Annotated in this window: 16 protein-coding genes; 7 read left to right on the forward strand and 9 right to left on the reverse strand. The window is 38.7% G+C overall.

Features of this window, described 5'->3' with window-relative positions:
- Positions 1–4: 4 nt before the first annotated feature.
- The 6 genes from fadD to corC form a co-directional block, all read right to left on the reverse strand.
- Complete coding sequence (gene fadD, locus HSP_RS0102965) at positions 5–1,693, reverse strand: long-chain-fatty-acid--CoA ligase FadD (protein WP_007524367.1); 1,689 nt, start codon at positions 1,691–1,693, stop codon at positions 5–7.
- Between the two features lie 10 nt (positions 1,694–1,703).
- Entirely contained in the window at positions 1,704–2,135 is a 432-nt protein-coding gene (locus HSP_RS0102970; RefSeq protein ID WP_007524005.1) for a SoxR reducing system RseC family protein, read from the reverse strand.
- 143 nt (positions 2,136–2,278) lie between these two features.
- The gene (locus HSP_RS0102975) at positions 2,279–2,857 is read right to left on the reverse strand and encodes a sigma-E factor negative regulatory protein (RefSeq protein ID WP_007524595.1); all 579 of its coding nucleotides are present in this window, start codon (positions 2,855–2,857) and stop codon (positions 2,279–2,281) included.
- A gap of 47 nt (positions 2,858–2,904) precedes the next feature.
- Positions 2,905–3,483 carry an RNA polymerase sigma factor RpoE gene (rpoE, locus tag HSP_RS0102980; protein WP_007524522.1) on the reverse strand — a complete coding sequence of 193 codons (579 nt, stop codon included), beginning with the start codon at positions 3,481–3,483 and terminating at the stop codon, positions 2,905–2,907.
- 120 nt (positions 3,484–3,603) lie between these two features.
- Positions 3,604–5,139, reverse strand: a complete 1,536-nt coding sequence (gene lnt, locus HSP_RS0102985) for an apolipoprotein N-acyltransferase (RefSeq protein ID WP_029495031.1) — start codon at positions 5,137–5,139, stop codon at positions 3,604–3,606.
- Positions 5,135–6,034, reverse strand: a complete 900-nt coding sequence (corC, locus tag HSP_RS0102990; protein WP_007525165.1) for a CNNM family magnesium/cobalt transport protein CorC — start codon at positions 6,032–6,034, stop codon at positions 5,135–5,137. Before corC ends, lnt begins: the two co-directional genes overlap by 5 nt.
- A gap of 140 nt (positions 6,035–6,174) precedes the next feature.
- Here corC and HSP_RS0102995 point away from each other — a divergent pair, with 140 nt between their 5' ends.
- A complete protein-coding gene (locus HSP_RS0102995) occupies positions 6,175–6,780 on the forward strand; it encodes a DUF2057 family protein (RefSeq protein WP_007524923.1) in 606 nt (201 codons plus the stop codon).
- 51 nt (positions 6,781–6,831) lie between these two features.
- On the opposite strand, the gene HSP_RS0103000 is transcribed toward HSP_RS0102995, so the two are convergent.
- A complete protein-coding gene (locus tag HSP_RS0103000) occupies positions 6,832–7,908 on the reverse strand; it encodes an MBL fold metallo-hydrolase (protein ID WP_007525299.1) in 1,077 nt (358 codons plus the stop codon).
- A gap of 207 nt (positions 7,909–8,115) precedes the next feature.
- Between HSP_RS0103000 and msrA the strand changes: the two genes are divergently transcribed.
- The 6 genes from msrA (at position 8,116) to HSP_RS0103030 (ending at position 14,602) form a co-directional block, all read left to right on the forward strand.
- Positions 8,116–8,622: a peptide-methionine (S)-S-oxide reductase MsrA gene (msrA, locus tag HSP_RS0103005; RefSeq protein ID WP_007525436.1), complete on the forward strand. Its 507-nt coding sequence runs from the start codon at positions 8,116–8,118 to the stop codon at positions 8,620–8,622.
- Positions 8,622–9,533 (forward strand): glycosyltransferase family 8 protein, encoded by a 912-nt coding sequence (locus HSP_RS0103010; RefSeq protein WP_007524242.1) that lies wholly within the window; start codon positions 8,622–8,624, stop codon positions 9,531–9,533. The genes msrA and HSP_RS0103010 overlap by 1 nt, the downstream gene beginning before the upstream one ends.
- Positions 9,534–9,744: 211 nt before the next feature.
- The gene (locus HSP_RS0103015; RefSeq protein ID WP_007524737.1) at positions 9,745–10,482 is read left to right on the forward strand and encodes a PepSY domain-containing protein; all 738 of its coding nucleotides are present in this window, start codon (positions 9,745–9,747) and stop codon (positions 10,480–10,482) included.
- 84 nt (positions 10,483–10,566) lie between these two features.
- Entirely contained in the window at positions 10,567–11,235 is a 669-nt protein-coding gene (locus HSP_RS0103020; RefSeq protein ID WP_007524863.1) for a response regulator, read from the forward strand.
- A gap of 2 nt (positions 11,236–11,237) precedes the next feature.
- Entirely contained in the window at positions 11,238–12,617 is a 1,380-nt protein-coding gene (locus tag HSP_RS0103025) for an ATP-binding protein (RefSeq protein WP_010128372.1), read from the forward strand.
- Positions 12,618–12,736: 119 nt separating this feature from the next.
- On the forward strand, positions 12,737–14,602 hold the full coding sequence (locus HSP_RS0103030) for a monovalent cation:proton antiporter-2 (CPA2) family protein (protein ID WP_007525082.1): 1,866 nt from the start codon (positions 12,737–12,739) through the stop codon (positions 14,600–14,602).
- Positions 14,603–14,678: 76 nt separating this feature from the next.
- Here the strand turns inward: HSP_RS0103030 and rplY are convergent, their stop codons facing one another.
- The gene (gene rplY, locus HSP_RS0103035; protein WP_007525204.1) at positions 14,679–14,966 is read right to left on the reverse strand and encodes a 50S ribosomal protein L25; all 288 of its coding nucleotides are present in this window, start codon (positions 14,964–14,966) and stop codon (positions 14,679–14,681) included.
- 196 nt (positions 14,967–15,162) lie between these two features.
- Positions 15,163–16,431 carry a malic enzyme gene (locus tag HSP_RS0103040; RefSeq protein WP_007525384.1) on the reverse strand — a complete coding sequence of 423 codons (1,269 nt, stop codon included), beginning with the start codon at positions 16,429–16,431 and terminating at the stop codon, positions 15,163–15,165.
- Positions 16,432–16,503: the final 72 nt, after the last annotated feature.

Below are 16,503 nucleotides of genomic sequence, written 5' to 3' on the forward strand. Positions count from 1 at the left end.
CCTTTTATTTGGTTGAATTGAGTTTTGCGATCTCTTCATCACGTAAAACTCGGCGTAAAATTTTACCTACGTTAGTTTTTGGTAATTCATCTCTAAATTCAATATCTTTCGGAATTTTATAACCCGTTAAATATTGACGACAATAATTACGTAATTCTTCTCGGGTTAAACTTTCATCTTTTTTAGTCACGAAAATCTTAACCGTTTCGCCAGAAACAGGATGCGGCACACCAATCGCTACCACTTCACCCACTTTCGGATTATGCGCAACCACATCTTCAATTTCGTTCGGATAAACATTAAAGCCAGAGACAATAATCATATCCTTTTTACGATCGACAATACGTAAATTCAGATCTTCACCCATCACAACAATATCACCGGTTGCCATCCAACCATCAGTTAACACTTCGGCACTATCTTCTGGTCGGTTCCAATAGCCTTGCATCACTTGCGGGCCTTTAACCCACAATTCGCCACGCTCGCCTAACGGCACATCATTACCTTGTTCATCCACAATACGAATATCCGTATTCGGCACTGGCACACCAATTGAGCCATTATGCTCAGTTGCATCATTTCTCGCAGCTGCAATGATTGGCGAACATTCTGTCATTCCATATCCTTCAATAATATGAGAACCCGTTGTATCAAACCAACGTTTTGCTACGGCACTTTGAATAGAGGCACCACCACCTACGCTTAATCGAAGAGATGAAAAATCCACTTCTTTAAAATGTTCATTATTTAATAGCGCGTTAAATAGCGTATTTACACCTGTAATCGCCACACAACGGTATCTTTTCAGCTCTTTAATAAAACTTGGAATATCGCGCGGGTTGGTAATCAATAAGCCCGTAATACCTAACTCAATAAATAATAGGCAGTTAATTGTTAAAGCAAAAATATGATACAAAGGCAGTGGAATCACCGCGACGCCATCTTTTACGCCTCTAAGTAATGGTTCTCCTACCCATTTAGCTTGAGCAATGTTAGCGACAATGTTGGCATGGCTTAGCATTGCACCTTTTGCAACGCCTGTTGTACCGCCAGTATATTGTAAGAAAGCGAGATCACTTGATTGTAGTTGAGGTTTAACATATTGGCGTTGTTTACCAATACTTAATGCCTCACGAAAGCTTACTGCGTGTGGAAGTTTATATTTCGGTACTAATTTTTTGATATATTTTACGACAAAATTAACTAGAGTGCGTTTACCGAAAGAAAGTTGGTCACCCATACGAGTTAAAATAACGTGCTGAATACCTGTTTCAAACACGACTTTTTCTAGTGTCGCAGCGAAGTTAGAAATGATTACAATGGCTTTTGCACCACTGTCGTTAAGTTGATGAGCTAATTCACGTGGCGTATAAAGTGGATTAACATTTACCACAACTAAACCTGCACGTAATGCGCCAAATAAGGCTATCGGATATTGCAATAAATTCGGCATCATTAAGGCGATACGATCGCCTTTTTCTAAACGTAATTCATTTTGTAAATAAGCCGCAAATGCTCGACTACGCTCTTCTAATTTACGAAAAGTTAAAACTTTTCCCATATTGATATATGCTGGAATATCTGGGTGGCGACGAACTGCCTGCTCAAATAACTCAACTAACGATTCATATTGGTTTACATCAATAGTTTTTTCCGCGCCCGGCGGATAATTATCAAACCAAATTTTATCCATTACTGTGCTCCTAAGACACTTTTCCTAAAAAAACAGGCGTAATGTTTGCCTGCTGTTTATGATTTATTCTTTTTTTAACGCCCCAGAAAGCGCAAACGGTCGAAATTAACATACAACTTGCAACTGCTAGCTCATTCTTAAATACAGCAGAAAAAATTATTGCAGAGAGAATTAACACCAGCAGAGGCACACCATAAATCCACATAACGCCATTAAGCAACGTCGTTTCCGACAAACCTAGCTCGATACGATCACCAGGTTTTAATGGCTCATTTACGGTTAATTCAAATTGAGGGGCAGTTTTTTCACCAGCAAGAGCAGATAACGCTTTTGTTCCACAACCTTTTTGTGCAGCACAGCTACCACAAGCACTTTTAGCAGAACATTGAACTTGCGCAATGCCATTTTCATAATGCACAACTGTGGCTATCTCGACTAACATCCGCTTACTCCTTGATGGCTAAATCCATTCAAAAAATTGGTTAATTTTACCAAACTTTCCAGAATATTTCGCTAATAACCGAAAATATCCATAAAAAAAGCTACTCAATAGAGTAGCTTTTAAACATATATAATCTTTCTCGTTTATTTTTGCGGTTGTTCAACAGGTTGATTTGCGGAGGTTTGAGCTTTCGCCTTTTCCTCATTACTTAATTCAGCATGTTGTGCAGTACGAGTTGGTTCAATTGATTGATTATTCATTATCATTTGAACGCGTTGTTCTTGTTGCGCTAATTTTTCTGGCGTTGCTAAGTCTTTTGCTGGTGCATTATAACTTACTGCTTCAACACCATTACTAAATGGTTCAGTTACTAATGCTGGAGTAGCATTTGCCATTTCATTTTGTTGATTAACATAATTCACGCCAAATACAGCAACTAAACAAACCGAAGCTGCAATACCAGCTTGCATCAGTGGCACACTCCAACGTTTTAATTTAACCAATAAACCTCTTGGTTTCGCTTCAATCGTTTCTTCTTCAATTAAAGCAGCCATTTTTTCTGAGAAATCTGCACCTAAAATCATCTCTTCGCCTTGCATTACATTGCGAATTGCATGATAGCTTGCCCATTTTTGCTGTAAGTCTGAAGATTTAACAAGTTCTTGTGCAAAACCAGTTTCTTCTCCATCCATATAAGCCGAAAGGCGTTCATTTTGTTGCATAAATAACTCCAAATTTACTTTCAATTTTTGCTGGCTTAATGCAGCACTTAACCTTGATTAATAAGCGGATTGACTTTTGCATCAATCGCCTCTCTTGCTCTAAAAATTCGAGAACGAACTGTACCCACCGGACATTGCATTTCTTCTGCAATTTCCTCATAGCTTAACCCTTCTAATTCGCGTAAGGTAATCGCGCGTTTTAGTTCTTCAGGTAAACTTTCGATGGTTTCAAATACGACACGCTTTAATTCATCCGATAACACCAAATTCTCAGGTGTATCTGCTTCACGAAGCTGTGTGCCAACCTCATAACTTTCAGCATCTTCCGCCAAAATATCTTCTCTTGGCGGGCGACGCCCTAAAGAGGTTAAATGGTTTTTTGCGGTATTCACGGCAATACGATAAAGCCATGTATAAAATGCACTTTCCCCTCGGAAAGAGTCTAATGAACGATAAGCCTTAATAAAAGACTCTTGAACAATATCAGGAATATCATCGCGTGCGACATAACGAGTTAGCAATCCTGCTACTCTATTTTGATAGCGAACAACGAGTAAATTAAATGCCTTTTTATCACCTTTTTGTGCTCGTTCAACCAATTCTTGATCGGTTACCTGCTCACTCATGAATTTGCGCTCTCCTAAATTGACGCTTATGTGTTCCATTCATCTTACACCTCGTTAGTGTGTTGGTTACAAGAAAAGTTCACAACAGCAGTAAAAAAATGTTTGAAAATTTATAATTTTTTATTGAGATCCCTTACTGGATCGTTGTTTTACTAAGGCTAAAGCCAATAAAAATAAACTGATTAAATAAAGTGGCATATTACCATAACGGCTAAATAATGTTTCTCCTATTACCGCTGAAACTGACTCAGTTAATACCCCTTCTTCAAATTGTGGTAATTGAGAAATAACTTTACCTTGCTCATCTACCCAAGCAGTAATACCCGTATTAGCCGCACGAAGTAGCGGTTTACCTAATTCTAGCGCCCGCATTCTTGCCATCTGAAAATGTTGCCATGGCCCAATAGATGCACCAAACCATGCATCGTTAGTAATTGTTAATAGATAATCAGATTGCTGCGAAAGTTGATTTTTCTGTACCTGATCACCGAAAATAATCTCATAACAGATCGCCATATTAAAACGATAATTCTTTGCTAGCATAGCGGGCTGAACATATTCACCTTGAGATAAATTAATTGGTAAGATAAATACTTCTCGCATCCAATCTAGCAAAGATCCAAAAGGCACATATTCGCCAAATGGCACTAAGTGATGTTTTTTGTATCTCGTGCTTTCAAACATTTGATACGCACCTTGCTTATTCCCAAGCACTAATGCGCTATTAAACATCTCTTGATTAGCATCTTGATATAAAGTGCCGATAATAATCTCGCTATTTTTTTCACTGCCTGCAGCATCAAAACTCTGCATAATCGGTTGAATATCCGATTCTAAAGCCGGAATGGCAGATTCAGGTAAAATAACCACGTCGCTTTTACCTAATAGGGGCGCGACTAATCGGTAATAAGTTTGTACCGTTTGTGCAAAATAGTCAGGATCCCATTTTATCTGCTGAGCAATATTACCTTGCACTAGGCTAACAACAAGCGGTGCTTTTTGCGGATCTTTTTGCAAATGAGTCAATGATTTTGACCCGAAAGCAAGCACTACTACAAATGCAATACTGCCTAATTGCAGCCAATCTATTCTTTTTTGTTTAATCAGTACACGCCCTATTTGCAATAAACAAGCCGTTACCGTTATTACAAAAAAAGTTAAGCCTTCTACACCAAAAATCTGCGCGATTGCAAAAAACGGTGAATCAATTTGGCTATAACCAAATTGTAACCATGGGAAACCTGTGAACATCACACCGCGTAAATATTCGGTAAACGTAAATAGCGAGGCCAATGCCAAAGGGTTTGTCAGAGAAAAACGTTTAGCTAAATAGACAAACAGTAAATTATACAATGCCAAATAAGAGGCCAATAACAACACGGCTAAGTAGCTAACCATTTCCGGCACGCCACCAAATTGAATCATGCTAACATGAATCCAATTTACCCCTACACTGAAATAGCCAATAGACCAGCAAAACACAGCCAAAAGCGCTGTGCGTCTTGGCGAAATCATCACGCAGCCTAACAAGCCGGCTGCAGAAACATAAGCCATTGCCCAAAAATCAAAGGGCGAATAAGCAAGTACACCGCTTGCCCCAAGCAAAAAGCTCACAAGACAAGCGGTGATTTTTGTGGATTTTTTTACCAAATCAATCATGGTTTTCTGTGTTGTTTTCCATTTTTTCTAATTGTTCATCAGAAACCGTTACTCGGAATCTGACTAAACGGCGACTATCTGCAGAAGTTACTTTAAATTGAATACCTTCTAGTTCAATTTGCTCACCATACTCTGGCAAATGCCCGCAGGCTTGCGTCACAACACCGCCAATAGTATCCACTTCTTCATCTGTAAAATTGGTTGCAAAAGTTTCGTTAAACTTCTCAATATCAGTTAATGCTAATACGGTGTAAGTATGGCGAGAAAGTTGACGAATCGGTTCTTCCGTTTCTTCATCAAACTCATCATCAATATCACCAACTATTTGTTCTAGAATATCTTCAATGGTCACTAAACCAGACACTGCACCAAACTCATCGACGACAATCGCCATATGAAAACGCTCAGAACGGAATTCTTTTAACATACGATCTAATCGCTTAGATTCTGGCACAATTACCGCTGGGCGAAGAATCGATTGCAAATCGAATGGTTCTGCATCGCTACGCAAAAACTTCAACAAATCTTTTGCTAATAAAATACCCGCAATCGTATCTTTACCTTCTTCTTGTAAAACAGGAAAACGTGAATGCGCAGAATAGATAATTTGATCGACACAAGCTTCCAACGGTAAATTTGCATCAATAAAAACAATTTGAGAGCGCGGAATCATAATATCTCGAACGCGAAGTTCTGAGATTTCCATCACCCCTTCAATCATTTCTTTCGTGTCACTATCAATCAACTCGTTATCTGCAGAATCACGGATCACTTCCACTAAATCTTCACGATTTTTAGGTTCAGATTGAAAGAGTCCGCCCAATAACGACTGTAAAAAAGGTTTTCGTTCTGTTTTTTCTGATACTGAATTCGATGAATTATCTTCGCTCATAAATTGTTTCTCTGTGTAAAAAATGTCTATATTTTCCCACAAAATCTGTGGTGTGATAATAAAATTATTTCTATTTGTTGAAAATTAGCATAGCATAGACCCAAGTTTTTTGCATTTATTCTCAACAAGAGGACATTTATATGAAATTAAGTCAATTTGCCGTAGCCATTGGTGCATTATTTGCCGTCTCGACCACTTGGGCAGGAAATTTAACTGCATCTAGTAATGTAGAAATTCTTGCCTTTGATGGCTTACGCGTAAAAATGGGGCAAACGCCACAAATCAATGATGAAAAACAGCACCAAGTTGTGATTGCCGCTGGCGATATTGTTGATGGTAACTATTATGCGACCAATCCAATTGTATTGAGCTTCCAAGGTTCAAACGAAAACATTGAAATTGTTGCACCAACCTTACGTAATAAAGCTGCTGCAGAAAAATTCAAAAATGCCCCAACTTTTGAAATTAAAACCGCTTCAGGTAAAAACATTACCTTTAACCAAGATTTCTTAAAAGGCGAAGGGTTTGCGCCAAATAGCCGCGTGGAAGAAAATTTAGCGAAATATAATGCAGGGAAAGGTGTAGCCGCTATTCCAGCATTTACGAATGCAGCCATTGAAGCAAAAGGACAAATGATTGTCAGCACCAATAATATTAAAGAAGAAGAGCTACAACTACTCTTTAGCAAAGCAGATAAAGAGACTCAGCAACGCTTCTTAGAATGGGCAAAGAAAAACGCCAAATAAAATGAAATCACCCGCCAACAAGCGGGTGATTTTTTATATAATTTACCAATGCTATTCCAATGCACTAAACCAATCTTCCGTTTTTGTATTGACATCAAATACTTGCCCTAATAATGGCGTTAGTGGGTTTACGCCTAATGCTCTTGCCATTGGCACGCTTTTAAGCACAGGTTCATTCCAAGTGTGCAAAGCAAGCGGATAAGCTCCCCAATGAATCGGCATAAATCTCGTTGGTTGTAGTTTTGCAGCTAATTGCGCAGTTTGTTCTGGGAAAAGATGGTTATCTGGCCATCTTTCGTTATATTGTCCATTCTCAATAAACGCAATATCAATTTTGCCAACACGGCTGGCAATTTCATCAAAATGTTTACCTTGAGAGGAATCGCCATGGTAGTAAAAACGTTCTTCGTTTTGACCCCGCTGATGCTCAATTAAAAAACCAGACCACAATGCTTTATTCTTATCAAATAGGCTACGGCTCGAATCATGTCTTGCGGGCAATGCTGTGTACTTTACGCCATTGCGTTCTGTGCTTTGCCACCAGTCTAATTCCGTGATGCGAGCAGCATCGACTCCCCACTTTTGTAACATCACACCCATTCCTAAAGAAACCACAAAATGGCTTTGCGTTTTCGCCAATTTTTCTATACTTTCTTGTTCTAAGTGATCGTAATGGCTATGTGAAAGCAGCACAACATCTATAGGCGGTAATGCTTCAATTTCTGCCACAGGTGGTTGAAAGCGGTGCATCATAATTGGCACAGGAGAGGCACTTTTTCCAAAAAGCGGATCAGTGATGATAGTTTGATTGCCAATCCGCATAAGCAGCGTGGAATGCCCAAACCACATAAACCGACTCTGTTCAGCGGGTGCTAACAATGCGTCCCAATCTGGTTTAACCGTTGGTAATGGTTGTTTCGGGTGGAAATCTTTTTCATTAAATGTCATTTTCCAAAGTGCGCTAGCAACATCTGTGGGTGCCCGTTGAGGTTCTGCATTATAGAAAGTTTGTGTGTCAGGATCATAATGATCGCTTTTCGGATATACCGGATAAGTGGGTGGATAAAACCAATAGGTAGCAAATGCGACAAGTCCTACGAAAGTAAGTAATTTTTTCTTATGTTTCATCAGTAAAATTTGTTTTATTTAGAAATACGGCGACAATCCTACTCTAGGTTTTCATGCAATACAAGCGGTCATATTTTACAAATTTTTTACTAAGTCTAGATGAATCGCGCTATCCCATTCTCTGATTATTCGGCTTTATGCTATACTTCTTTATTATTGAACAAGCGGTTAAATTCCGTCAGTTTTTTATCAAACATCAGGTGAATTATGCAAAAAGAAATTTATTTTGGGGCAGGTTGTTTTTGGGGAACCGAAGCATTTTTTAAAAAAGTGCATGGCGTATTAGATGTAGAAAGTGGTTATGCTAATGGCTCTACTGAAGCGCCAAGCTATCAAGAAGTGTGTGCGGGCAGTGGGCACGCTGAAGTGGTCAAAATTATTTATGACGATGCTCAAATTGGCTTGCCGAAATTACTTAACTATTTTTTCCAAATTATTGACCCAACTACCCTCAATCAACAAGGGGAAGATGTTGGCGTGCAATATCGTACAGGCGTTTATTATGTTGATGTTCAAGATCAGCCTGTCATCCAAGCAGCCTTAGATTCGTTACAAAATCATTATGAATCGCCAATTATGGTAGAAAACTTACCGCTTGCACAATATTTCCCTGCAGAAACCTATCACCAAGACTATCTTGATAAAAATCCAAATGGGTACTGCCACATTAGTTTTGCTTTAATGGCTGAAATTTTACGCGATCAAGATAAATAATGAATAAAATCAATATTGCACTCTGTGCGGATAAAAACTACCTCGAACCACTTGAAACGTTATTAAAATCTATTTGTTACCATAACACTCAGGTGCATATCTATATTATTCATACTGATATTCCGGAAGATTGGTTGGTTACACAAGCGCAAAATATTGCGAAGTTTAACAATCAACTTTCACCTATTTGGTTAAATGAGGCTAATCCAGCTATTGCGCACTTAAACCAAACAATAATGCTAAACTCATTAACTATCAATGAAATCATAAAACAACTGCCTAATAAATTAAAACACGTTAATGAACTCACTTATGCTCGTTTCTTAATTCCAGAATTGATTCATGAAGAACGAGTGCTTTATTTAGATAGCGATATTATTGTAAATGCATCATTATCCAATTTATTTCATGTCGATATGAAAGAATACCCAATTGCGGCGATTGATGACTATAATTTATCAAGTGAAAACTCGCCTCACTGGTATATTTTAAATACGCCCAAAGAATTAGCATCATGTATTTCTTACCAAGGCGGCGAAAATTTTAAACCTTATTTTAATGCTGGCGTAATCTTATGGGATTTAGTGAAATGTCGAGAAGAAAATATAACGAGTAAACTATTTGCCATCGCACTATACTATCCAGATGTACTCTATGCCGATCAAGATATTCTGAACTTTGTTCTATTTAATCGCTGGCTAAGAATTGATGTTCGTTATAATGTTCAAGCACACTATGAGTTTACATTTTTACCGCTAGTGATTGAATCACCTTATATAATTCACTATATCACTGATAGAAAACCTTGGATAAAAAAATATAAAACTGAAACAATATTTCATCCATATTACCATTTCTATCATGGTTTAAGCTGGCAAGAGATTTATATGCATTATTTCTCAATTCACTAATAAAATAATGGTCAGTTTTTCAACGAAATTGCAAATTTCCGTGAAAATCACACCGCTTGTTTAACTAAAGAAACCGACATATTGTCGGTTTTTCTTTATATCCTGTTCAATTTTTTAGTTTGCTAATTTTTCGCTAATTTTTCTTCTTTAAAATGCAATTCATCAAAGGGAATGACCCTTTGACTGAATTCTATACAACAAGGAGAATACCATGAAAACAACAGCAAAAACTGTCCTTTCTACTTTACTTGCCAGCGCAGTGGCTTTGGGTATGGTGAATATCGCACACGCGATTCCACCTGAAGCTCAACAAGCGTTGAACAAAGCAACGGTTAGTGCCTCACAAGCACTTTCCACTGCACAAGCTAAAGTAGGTAACGCAGCGAAAGTAAAAGCGCTTCGCTTTATTCAAGAAAAATATGGAAAAGGTTATTTCCGTATTGATTTTCTTGATAATCAACAAATCCAAATTGTAGATGTTGATGCGACAAGCGGTGAAATTTTAGGTTCAGAAAGCAAAGCACCAAAACACTTACGTGTTCCGGCTGAAAATACTGAACTCAAAATTTCACTTGCGCAAGCGATTGAAATTGCAGAAAACAAAACCCATGCGAAAGTCGCGGAAGCAGACTTTAAAGGGAAGGCGGATAAATCTTTTTATCTGATTGAAACAGCAAATGATGGTCAAACCTTTGTAATGGCTATTGATGCACAAAGCGGTAAAACAATTGATGCACCAATGCCTCCACATGGTATGGCAGGAATGTCGCATGATAAAGGCGAGCATGCTCATTTTGGTGAACATTCGAGAAAAGGTAAACACTCAAATCAAGATGGTCATTCACGAAAAGGAGAATATCAGAACAAAGGTCAACATCCACATTCAATGTCTCAACCTCCATTTGAGAAACCTGCTGATAAAGCGACTTCTGAAGCGACAGCGCAGTAATCATGAGAACCGCACATCATTGTGCGGTTTCTATTTGAGAAATTTGCGTTATGATAGTCTTCCCTTTCTTTTTTTGAACCGATTATGCGAATTTTATTAGTTGAAGATGATCAAATGATTGCTGAAGCAATCTCACTTGGGCTTAAAAATGCTCGTTATGCCGTTGATTGGGTAAATAATGGGCGAACAGCTGAAACGGCGCTCAATAGCCAACAATATGATTTAGTTTTATTAGATTTAGGGCTCCCAGGACAAGATGGACTAACTGTTCTACGTCATTTACGCCAAAATAAAAATAATACTCCAGTATTGATCGTCACTGCTCGTGATGATTTAGAAAGCCGTTTAAGTGGTTTAGATGGTGGTGCAGATGACTACATTATTAAACCGTTTGATTTATCTGAATTATTAGCCAGAATTCGTGCAGTTTTACGCCGTCAAAGTGGACAAAGTATGCCACAGTTGACTAATGGCAGCATGACGCTTGATCCCAATAACTATCAAGTAACCTTACTTGAAAATCCCCACCCGATTTCTCTGAGCAACAAAGAATTTGCTATTTTACAAGCCTTAATGACTCGTCCCGGCATTATTCACTCTCGAGCAGATTTAGAAGATAAACTTTATGCATGGGGCGATGAAGTGGAAAGTAATGCCATTGATTTTCTCATTCATGGCTTACGGAAAAAAATAGGGAAAGAACACATCAAAAATGTACGTGGTGTAGGTTGGCTAGTCGCGAAACAGGAATAACCATGCAAAAATCCATTCAATTTAAACTCACATTAGCATTTACAGGGTTGTTTACTTTTGTAGCATTAGTTGTGGGTGGCATTTCATTTTATAAAAATTATCAAGATGCAAACGAGCAACAAGATGAAATGTTGATGCAACTTTCTAGTTTGGTTAATGCTAATCAGCCACCTTCGACATTTATCCCATCGCCTCCGCCACCACATCGTAATGCGCGGATTTTTGTGCATTATGAACGTCATCCACTTGCTAATCTTAATGCGCCACCTGATTTTCCTACGCAAATGGAAGATGGTTTTCATACCTTAAAAAAAGAAGGAAAGAAGTATCATAAGTTCAATCCGAAAAATAAGTCAGCTCAACCTCATTCAGCACCTCCAGAGGCAATTTTTAGAACTTATGTACGCAATACGCCAGAAGGTAAAATTATTATTACCCAAGAAAATGAATATCGTGAATCGGTCGCTCTTGAACATGCTTGGAAAAGTATTGTGCCACTACTGATTCTCTTTCCGTTAGTCATTTTACTCACGATCATTATTGTTCGTTATGCAATGAAGCCAGTTGATAACCTTTCACGAAAAGTAGAAAAACGACATGGGCAAGATCTAACCCCGCTACCGACAGATAAAATTCCTAGTGAAGTTAAAGGGTTTGTCTTAGAAATTAACAGTCTGCTTGCACGCACTGATGATTTTATTCAGCAACAAAAACGCTTTATTGCTGATGCATCACATGAATTAAGAAGTCCTATGACAGCACTTTCTTTACAAATTGAGCAGCTTAGCGCCCTAAATTTGCCATTAGATGCACAGAAACAAGTTGCCCAAGTTCAACAAGGGATTCAACGCAGTCGCAACTTACTTGAGCAGCTACTTTCTTTGGCGCGCATACAGAATCAATCTCCGCAATCGATGGAACAATTTGATTTGCAAACGATCTTTAAGCAACCCATTGAAGATTTACTTCCGCTTGCACTAGAGAAATCGCAAGATATTGGCGTCGTTACCTCAGAAAGCATCTTAATTGAAGGCAATCCGACGCATTTCTATTTACTCATAAAAACCTTACTCGATAACGCAATTCGTTATACGCCTAATGGAAGCCAAATTGATTTGGCGGCAACAAAAGATGACACAAATATTCAGATTGTGGTAGAAGATGATGGTGAAGGTATTCCAGAAGAGGAGCGTCAGCGTGTGCTCGATCCGTTTTATCGAATTCTCGGCACGCAACAAACTGGATCAGGTCTGGGACTAGCGATTGCCAATGAAATTGTACAACAATATGGAGGAAAGCTTGTATTGAAGCAAAGTCAGCAATTTGATTCGGGTTTACGAGTAGAAATTACATTGCCTTTACCAGACTATCACGATTTGTAAAAAATTTACTAAATTTGACCGCTTGTTTAAGCAATAAAAGGTGATTTATTGATAGTTAATTTCGCATGAAAAGGTTACAATAAAAGCATTTAAAACCATTTCATCATTAAGAGAACATTATGTCCACAACAAGTCCTGAGCTGATTAAAGTTGTCATTTTGCTGGCCTCCAGCGTGACTATCGTTCCTTTATTTAAACGCCTTGGATTAGGTAGCGTATTAGGCTATTTAATTACCGGCTGTTTAATTGGCCCTTCTGTTTTAGGGGTAATCCAAGATCCTGATGCCGTCGTGCATCTTGCCGAGCTTGGTGTGGTCATGTTCCTGTTTATTATCGGTTTGGAAATGCATCCTGAACGCTTATGGACAATGCGTAAAGCTATTTTTGGCCGAGGCTTTTTACAAGTTGGTCTTTGTGGTGCACTCCTCACATTTGCTGGTATCTATATTTTAGAACTGCCAAAAGAAGTAGCTTTTATTTCGGGCATGGGCTTTACACTTTCCTCTACTGCAATTGTGATGCAAGCATTGGAAGAACGTGGTATTACAAGTACGCCAAAAGGACAACGCGTTATTTCAACCTTAATCTTTGAAGATCTTGCGATTGTTCCTTTATTGGCTTCTATTGCCTTTTTAGTACCTAATAAACCGGACGTGCCAGAACACACTGACTGGACCTCTATTGGTATTGCACTTGCTGCTGTAGTTGGCCTTATTGTTTCTGGTAAATGGTTAATGAACCCATTATTCCGTCTTATTTCAAAAGCGCGTATTCGTGAAATGATGACCGCTGCAGCATTATTAGTTGTATTAGGAGCTGCTCTTGCTATGGAACTTGGTGGACTGTCTATGGCTATGGGCGCATTCGTAGCAGGTGTAATGCTTTCAGAATCTTCTTTCCGCCACCAATTAGAAGCAGATATCGAACCCTTCCGTGGATTATTGCTCGGGCTATTTTTTATGGGCGTGGGGATGTCGTTAGATTTAACCCTAGTCTATCATAATCTATTATCCCTACTGGGCATCGTCTGCCTTTATATTTTTGGTAAAGGATTAGCCGTTTATTTAGTCGCTCGCCTTACCCGCTTAAATCATCGTGAAGCAATAGGACGTATGTCACTCTTAGCACACGGTGGTGAATTTGCATTCGTATTATTTTCTACCGCTTTTGGCGCAGGCGTGATGACTGAACATCAGAAAGCGATCTTTACCGCAACAGTGATTCTTTCGATGCTATTCTCTCCGCTTATTACGCAAATTACGCGTAAATTAGTCATGCGTTCAGAAAGTAAACATCCTTCACAACCAGATACCAGTGAATTGGATCCGATTGTTGATTTAGAAGATAGCGTTGTGGTAATTGGTTTCGGACGCTTTAGCCAAATCGTTTGTCAAACCTTGTTAATTCGAGGCATCAACGTGTCGGTAATCGACCGTAACATTGAAAACATTCGTGCGGCAGCAAAATTCGGTTTTAAAGTTTACTATGGTGATGGTATTCGCCTAGATGTGTTACACGCTGCAGGCATCGAAAAAGCAAAATGTGTCGTACTGGGTATAAACAATACAACTCGCATTGAAGCGATTGTAGAACAATTACGCGAAGCTTATCCAAAACTACCAATCCTCGCGCGAACCTACGACCGTCAAACAACGGTAGGGCTTATTAAACAGGATGTGAACTTTATTGTACGAGAAACTTTTGAATCCGCTCTTACACTTAGTCATGCAACCTTAATGCAGTTAGGTATCGATCCAGTTGAGGCAGATGAAGTGATTACACAAGTGCGTGCTCTCGATCAAGAACGCTTAAATGAAGAGGTATTACACGGTTTTTCTAATGAAATCGTCAAAAAATATTGGACACCAAAACCATTCATTAAGCCTCATGCTAATGCTGAAGCACTGAATGAAGAAACTGCCGAAATTCTAAACACTCAGTCTGAAACTGATGAAATAAAATCAGAAGAAGCGAAAAGTGAATAAACGAAAAGTGAATAAAAAATGCCTTGGTTTATCAACCAAGGCATTTTCATTTGTTTAGAGAAATTATCTCAAGCAATTATACGCGTTTAAAGTCTAAGTGAACTAATTTTGGTTTAGTTGGGTGGCGTTGAATCGCTTGTACTTTCACTTTTTCTTCTTTACCAGCAACAACGATAGTTAACACTTCATTGTAGAATGAATCGTGTGCTTGTGCGTTGTTTACGTTATCGTGGTTTAATACGATTGATACTGGCTCAGCTGCACCACCGTAGATGATTGCAGGCACTTGACCATTGTGACGCAGGCGGCGGCTCGCACCCTTACCTTGCGCTGTACGAACTTCAGCTTCAAATTTGTATGACATATTAAATACTCTTTAATAAGTAGTGGAATTTTCATTCCGTTAAAAAATAAAAAATAGCAGGCGACCCAGCTATTTCCGTAAAATAATTTGACAAAATGTCGAGCGGTATTTTACGGATTTAAGGCAAAAATGCAAGCAATAAAAAAGAGTAAATGAAATATTCCTCTACTCTTTTCTGTCATTTTAAAAGTACTAATTAAGCAACTAAAGATTTAACACGTTTTGCGTAAGCATCCCAATCACTAATTGGTAACGTTGCCACACCTGTATCCATTGCTGATTTTGCCACTGCAGATGAGACTTTAACTAATAAACGTGGATCAAATGGAGTTGGGATAATATAATTTTCGCCAAACTCAAGATGGCCATAAGTTGCAATCACTTCTGTTGGTACCATTTCTTTCGCTAAATCAGCAATTGCATGTGCTGCTGCCATTTTCATTTCTTCGTTAATGGTTGTTGCACCAACATCTAATGCCCCACGGAATAAGAATGGGAAACATAACACATTATTTACTTGGTTTGGATAATCTGAACGACCTGTGCAAACAATAGCATCTGGACGGACTGCTTTTGCATCTTGAGGCGTGATTTCAGGCACAGGGTTAGCTAGTGCCAAAATCAATGGACTTTTTGCCATCATTTTCACCATATCTTGCTTTAATGCACCTGCTTTTGAACAGCCTAAGAATACATCTGCACCATCAATTGCATCTGCTAAGGTACGCCAGCCATTATCTTCAATCGCGTAGAAGACTTTGGTTTCATCCATTTTGTCACCACGACCTTGATAAATAACGCCTTTAGAATCACACATAGTGATATTTTCTTTTTTGACGCCTAATGAACGAAGCAAGTTGGTACATGCAATCGCCGAAGCACCCGCACCATTTACCACTAAACGCACTTCATCAATTTTTTTACCAATGACTTCTAAACCATTTAACACTGCAGCCCCTACGATAATTGCCGTACCATGTTGGTCATCGTGGAATACAGGAATGTTCATGCGCTCACGTAATTTACGTTCGATATAGAAGCATTCTGGCGCTTTAATATCTTCTAAGTTGATACCGCCGAAAGTAGGCTCTAATGAAGCGATAATTTCTACTAATTTTTCTGGATCATGCTCATCAATTTCAATATCGAACACATCAACGCCAGCAAATTTCTTCAATAACACACCTTTACCTTCCATAACAGGTTTTGAAGCTAAAGCACCAATGTTGCCTAAACCCAAGACAGCCGTACCGTTTGAAATTACACCAACGAGGTTGCCTCGCGCTGTGTAACGACGAGCGTTTGCAGGATCTTTTTCGATTTCCAAGCATGGCTCCGCAACACCTGGAGAGTATGCCAAAGCTAAATCTTTCTGAGTTTCTAAAGATTTGGTTGGGGTGACAGAAATTTTGCCTGGAATAGGAAATTCATGAAAATCTAACGCTTGCTGTTTTAAATCGCTCATAGCTGTTATCCTTATTTTGAATGTAAAGCGGTCATATTTTACTAAACTTTTACAAAGCTTAGGCGCTCAGAT

Source organism: Haemophilus sputorum CCUG 13788, assembly GCF_000238795.1.
Classification (GTDB): Bacteria; Pseudomonadota; Gammaproteobacteria; order Enterobacterales; family Pasteurellaceae; genus Haemophilus_A; species Haemophilus_A sputorum.

What these genes read in the sequence shown, in the direction of transcription:
- rplY (WP_007525204.1), bottom strand. Translation starts at nt 14,966, where the DNA reads ATGTCATACAAATTTGAAGCTGAAGTTCGTACAGCGCAAGGTAAGGGT.
- HSP_RS0102995 (WP_007524923.1), top strand. Translation starts at nt 6,175, where the DNA reads ATGAAATTAAGTCAATTTGCCGTAGCCATTGGTGCATTATTTGCCGTC.
- HSP_RS0102970 (WP_007524005.1), bottom strand. Translation starts at nt 2,135, where the DNA reads ATGTTAGTCGAGATAGCCACAGTTGTGCATTATGAAAATGGCATTGCG.
- corC (WP_007525165.1), bottom strand. Translation starts at nt 6,034, where the DNA reads ATGAGCGAAGATAATTCATCGAATTCAGTATCAGAAAAAACAGAACGA.
- HSP_RS0103000 (WP_007525299.1), bottom strand. Translation starts at nt 7,908, where the DNA reads ATGAAACATAAGAAAAAATTACTTACTTTCGTAGGACTTGTCGCATTT.
- HSP_RS0102975 (WP_007524595.1), bottom strand. Translation starts at nt 2,857, where the DNA reads ATGCAACAAAATGAACGCCTTTCGGCTTATATGGATGGAGAAGAAACT.
- HSP_RS0103020 (WP_007524863.1), top strand. Translation starts at nt 10,567, where the DNA reads ATGCGAATTTTATTAGTTGAAGATGATCAAATGATTGCTGAAGCAATC.
- HSP_RS0103030 (WP_007525082.1), top strand. Translation starts at nt 12,737, where the DNA reads ATGTCCACAACAAGTCCTGAGCTGATTAAAGTTGTCATTTTGCTGGCC.
- HSP_RS0103025 (WP_010128372.1), top strand. Translation starts at nt 11,238, where the DNA reads ATGCAAAAATCCATTCAATTTAAACTCACATTAGCATTTACAGGGTTG.
- HSP_RS0103040 (WP_007525384.1), bottom strand. Translation starts at nt 16,431, where the DNA reads ATGAGCGATTTAAAACAGCAAGCGTTAGATTTTCATGAATTTCCTATT.
- HSP_RS0103015 (WP_007524737.1), top strand. Translation starts at nt 9,745, where the DNA reads ATGAAAACAACAGCAAAAACTGTCCTTTCTACTTTACTTGCCAGCGCA.
- rpoE (WP_007524522.1), bottom strand. Translation starts at nt 3,483, where the DNA reads ATGAGTGAGCAGGTAACCGATCAAGAATTGGTTGAACGAGCACAAAAA.
- HSP_RS0103010 (WP_007524242.1), top strand. Translation starts at nt 8,622, where the DNA reads ATGAATAAAATCAATATTGCACTCTGTGCGGATAAAAACTACCTCGAA.
- msrA (WP_007525436.1), top strand. Translation starts at nt 8,116, where the DNA reads ATGCAAAAAGAAATTTATTTTGGGGCAGGTTGTTTTTGGGGAACCGAA.
- fadD (WP_007524367.1), bottom strand. Translation starts at nt 1,693, where the DNA reads ATGGATAAAATTTGGTTTGATAATTATCCGCCGGGCGCGGAAAAAACT.